Source organism: Segatella paludivivens DSM 17968 = JCM 13650 (genome assembly GCF_000373185.1).
Lineage (GTDB): Bacteria > Bacteroidota > Bacteroidia > Bacteroidales > Bacteroidaceae > Prevotella > Prevotella paludivivens.
The window spans coordinates 1-4,743 of sequence record NZ_KB890666.1; the positions used below are offsets into that span (position 1 = coordinate 1).

3 protein-coding genes are annotated in these 4,743 nt (G+C 43.7%); all 3 read right to left on the reverse strand.

Annotation, left to right across the window (positions count from 1 at the left end; translation table 11 throughout):
* Positions 1-1,410 precede the first annotated feature (1,410 nt).
* Positions 1,411-3,216, reverse strand: coding sequence for a bifunctional DNA primase/helicase (locus B045_RS0110915; RefSeq protein ID WP_018464293.1), 1,806 nt, complete (start codon positions 3,214-3,216; stop codon positions 1,411-1,413).
* Positions 3,213-4,376: a Lin1244/Lin1753 domain-containing protein gene (locus B045_RS0110920; protein ID WP_081618629.1), complete on the reverse strand. Its 1,164-nt coding sequence runs from the start codon at positions 4,374-4,376 to the stop codon at positions 3,213-3,215. The genes B045_RS0110915 and B045_RS0110920 overlap by 4 nt, the downstream gene beginning before the upstream one ends.
* 8 nt (positions 4,377-4,384) lie before the next feature.
* A partial coding sequence (locus tag B045_RS0110925) for a D-Ala-D-Ala carboxypeptidase family metallohydrolase (protein WP_018464295.1) occupies positions 4,385-4,743 on the reverse strand: 359 nt, incomplete at its 5' end.

Genomic DNA, 4,743 nt, shown 5'->3' on the forward strand with positions numbered 1-4,743 from the left:
TTTTTCACCTCGAATCATGACGAACAGATCGTCAAGACTCATCATTTTTTGCTTGATTTCTTTTTTTGTCTTATACAAGACATTGATTTTAGATAGTTCCATTCTATTTTATCGTTATTTTTTATCGAAAATACGTTTCCACGACGTAACATTTGCGTTATTACGTGGAAACGTTTCTGTTACTACGACACAAAGTTTGCGTTTCTACGATGTAAAGTTTGCATTTCTATATAGAAACGCAAATGCAAATTGACGTTTTCGCGACACTTTGTTTTTGAAAAAAGTGCATCTAACATACTGATAGTCAGCGAATAGACGTTTCGACGCTAGTTTATTTACAAAACCTATGTACGATTTTCGAGTTCTCTGAGTATTCGTCTTATCCTAGCAGGTTTGATGTAGTACTCGTATTTGCATTGATTGCACACTTGTCGATAAGTGCCAGAGCGCATGCGTTCTAATTTCTGCTTAGGCAGCGTGCGTCCGCACTTCTGACATTTGATTGTTTGCGGGAGTGTCTCCCGATTGATAAATTTGACATCATCGTTTTGTTTTAATTGTTAATACTTATATTGTTATTGCTCACTCGTTTTATTTGTTTCTTTTCTTTATTTATTTTTATTTCGTTGCTGTTTTTATTGCTTGCTCTTTCCTTGCTCTTTCCTTATGTGTTTAACGGCCGATTCTCCCGCAGATCTCGCAGATTACGCAGACAAAAGACAGTTAGCGCAAATGAATCTGCTAAAGCAGATGCCGCAGATAATCGCAGAGAAAGACAATTACCACATAGTGGAATGCTGTTCATGTTGTTTGCTGTTTGTCTGCGAAATAATGCAGCTTGCTGCATTCCTCTGCGTGATCTGCGCCATCTGCGAGAGAATATTCACATAAGAGTACTCAATCTATCCGCACAAACGAAACCCCAATGTCTCTCGCAGATCACGCAGATTATCGCAGACAAAACCCAAAACAACAATAACCAAACTGTCTTTCTCTGCGATATAATGCAGCCTGCTGCATTCCTCTGCGTGATCTGCGCTATCTGCGGGAGAATACACGCAAGAGTACTCAAACAATCCGCACAGATGAAACCCATGTGTCTCCCGCAGATCTCGCTGATTATCGCAGACGAACCACAAAACAACATTAACCAAACTATCTTTCTCTGCGATATAATGCAGCCTGCTGCATTCCTCTGCGTGATCTGCGTTATCTGCGGGAGAATACACGCAAGAGTACTCAAACTATCGGCACAAAGAAACCCCAATGTCTCCCGCTGATCTCGCTGATTTACGCAGACAAACAACAAAACAACAATACTCACCAAACTGTCTTTCTCTGCGATATAATGCAGCCACGCTGCATTCCTCTGCGTGATCTGCGCTATCTGCGGGAGAATAAGCGAGTCTATTAGAATGGCATTACATCCTCGTCCTCAAACGGAAGCTCCTGTACTATCGGGGTTGCATTTATCCAGTTGTCGTAATCATATTGTAATGGCGTGTAGATGATATCGTTCTTTTCATCATACGTCTCCTTGCACCCTACGAACCTACCCGTCTTGCGATCGAACTTCAACGCACATTTGCCCGTCTGACCAAGATGCTTAAATCTGATTTTCAATACATTCACGAACGTGAGATCACGCTCCTTGTCACGATTCAGAATGATACCGTAATCGCATTTATTGTAGAAGTCTGCCGAACCCGCTATGTCGTACAGACTCGCTGCCCTCTCCGTCTTTCCGAAGTCATCAGGCTTCTTTGGATGCGCCACCACAATCACGAAGACGTGCTGCTGATGCGCAAACGCAACAATCTTCTTCAGCACATTACTGATTTTCTGCGTGTCGTTTGCACCCGCTATCATCGGCAAGTCAACATAGTTGAAAGGGTCCAGCGCAAATACGCTGATGCCGTAACGCTGCTTCAGCTGCAACGCCACATGAAGAATGTCATCAATGGCTGCACCGCCCTCGCCGTCGATGTGATAGATGTTATCAGCCAACCAGTTTATGGCATTCTGCATCATCTGCTTAGGCATACTGTCCCTGTGAAACTTCGTTGCCGTGAGTATCTCGGCTAGCTCCATATAGTGCAACTCTGTAGGATATTTCTCAGGCGTGAATATCGCCGTCTTCCAGCCGTGCTGACGAGCCAGACTGAGGAGGATGAAGTCCTCAAACGAACTCTTACCCGTTCCCGGATAACCGCTGATGACCATGATTCTACCAAGTTCAAAACGCACAAGATGATCAAACCCTTTTACGCCGATTGTCAGACCAGGTTTCAAACCCTCCTGATAAATCACGTCAAGCCGTCCGCTGATGTCGTTCAGCGTCACCGCTCCCGTAATCGGGCAGTCTGTAGCCGCCTTGATGCACTCGCCGATACGCTCCTTGCCATACTTCATCATCACGTCGTTGGCATCCTTGCAGTCATCGGGCCATTCCACCTGCTTGCATCTCGCCTCGCCAAAATAGGCTGCGATGTTTGCTCTGCATTTCAGACCTTCCTCGTCGTTATCGCCAGCGATATACACCGTCTTGATGTCGGCAAGATGACTGTATTTAAAGCGTTCAAAACTGCGTTTGAAGTCAGTGCCTGCACCATTCGGTACGCTTACTGTATTGGCAAATCCAGCCTCTATCATCGCCTCTGCGTCAAAGAGTCCCTCTGTGATAATCATCTCGTCACAGCCCAGCACGTTGTCGATACCATAAGGAATCAGTTCACAGTCTGCCTCAAAGCTGAACTGCTTATCAGTTGTCTTATACTGGATGTTAATAATCTGCGAACCCTCGTAAAAGGCGAACGCCAAGCAGTCACGCTCCACACCGCCGAACTTGCGCTTCGCCATGTAAATGCCATGAGAAAGGCACACTTGAGGGTCCAGTCCACGACGCAGCACATAGTCAATCATCGTTGCGTTGTAAGAGCTTTCAAGTCCCTGCTGAGACGGTCGCTTATAGGCCTTTTTCTTAGCGAAGCTGCGAGTATGCTGCTGCCATTTCTGGGCACGTTCCTTCAACAGAAATTTAGTTCCGCACTTGAAACATTGCCCGAAACCAGTATCAAGATTGATGCTTACACAAGCAGCGTTGCCATGCTGTTTGTAGTCTCTGCAATGCGGACATGTAGACCTCACCTGTCCGCTCTCTCTGCTACCCTTTATCTCCAGGTCAGAGATTGATATTCTTTCGTATTGCTCGCTCATTGTATCAATAGTCTATCAGTCATTCCAAGACGTCTGCGTGCAATCATTTCCTCTTCAAAATCCCATGAATCAGGAGCTACCCATGCATTGCGGATACAGCTCCAACGTCTATATACAGACTCCTGAGGTGGTGCAGACATGGGAACGGATTCCTTGCCTCGAGCATAGCGCACGCCATCGACTACACTCTCATACTCGCTTGGTCCAGAAGTGCGATTATCAGCGGGACACAGCAATGGCTTTCGTCTTGCCTTTTCACGGTTGCGCTTCAGCAGTTCATTGAATTCATTTCGTGTCTTGCGCCCAGAGATAAGCAGATTACGAAGATATTTCTTGGCGTCACGAGGTGTATATCCAGATTCGTCGTTGCATCCGCTCTCAATCAATTTTCGGTCAAACCATTCAATCACCTGCTGACGTATGCCGCTATCCGAAAACAGTTTGATACCAGTCTCTCCCTCAATATTACGCAGCCAGTTATCGTCGTCAAAAATAGAATTCATCCTCGTCAGAAAGTCTGCTGGTGCTGCTGTCTTTACTACAGCGGCAGCAGTAGTTTCTATATCTATATCTATATCTTTATCTATATCTATATCTTCGCGCGGTTGCGCATGCGTGTACGTATTATGCTTATTGCCGTTTCGTTGATTTCGAATTGATTCATGATTCAATCTAGATTCAATTTGGTTTGATTTATGATTCATTTTAGAATCATTTTCAATTGGATTTGAAGTCAATTCATTTGCACCTTTTTTTGAAGTATAATTTGAAGTTTTGCACTTTGAATTTGAACTATGTTTGAGTTCAAGTTCATCTTCTGAAGAAGAAGAATTCACGGTGAAATCAATATTCAGTGTTTGGCAGAGTTCCTGACTATAAAAGATTTTGTCGTCAACAACAAACAAGCCGTAGTTATTGATGATGTTACAGATGTAGCTCAACGACTTGTGAGCTTCCACAGACAGGCTGCGCAGACGGCTTTTGTTATAAAGTCCCACACAGTTGTCGCACTTTGTGAGATAAATCAATATCATCATGTAAGTACCGAATCCAGTACTACCCTCTTCATTGAGTAGATCTGCCATTTCGGGCATTGAGGTGATGTTACGGCGCACTTTAAGGAAAGGCGAATTTTTAGTTTGTTTTGATGTATAGCTCATGATTATTGTTAATGTTTAGCTGGATAATTTTCTATTCTCATTTTACGATTCTTTTCGTTACGTTTAAGTGAAACGTGAATCCAAAAAGAACCACCTTTTCGGTATTCAAAAAGCAGTTGATCATACGGGCAATGATTCGTAATAAAGTCAAAATATTTTCTGGCTATATATACGTTATAGCAATGTATGTCAGCAGCTTCACCAAAGAGGTGTTGAGAGTTTCCAACTCCATTAACTCGTTCGTTAAGTACAGGGCAGCGGAAACCGCTGTTAATTTTGATTACGCCAAAGTTACGGCGTAAAGGTTCTAGGATTTTTTCACACAGATTCTTTAAGTTATTAATCTGTGTTGCGTCGGGGGTGTTGT

Coding starts and splice junctions, on each gene's coding strand:
- B045_RS0110915 (WP_018464293.1), bottom strand. CDS start 3,216: ATGAGCGAGCAATACGAAAGAATATCAATCTCTGACCTGGAGATAAAG.
- B045_RS0110920 (WP_081618629.1), bottom strand. CDS start 4,376: ATGAGCTATACATCAAAACAAACTAAAAATTCGCCTTTCCTTAAAGTG.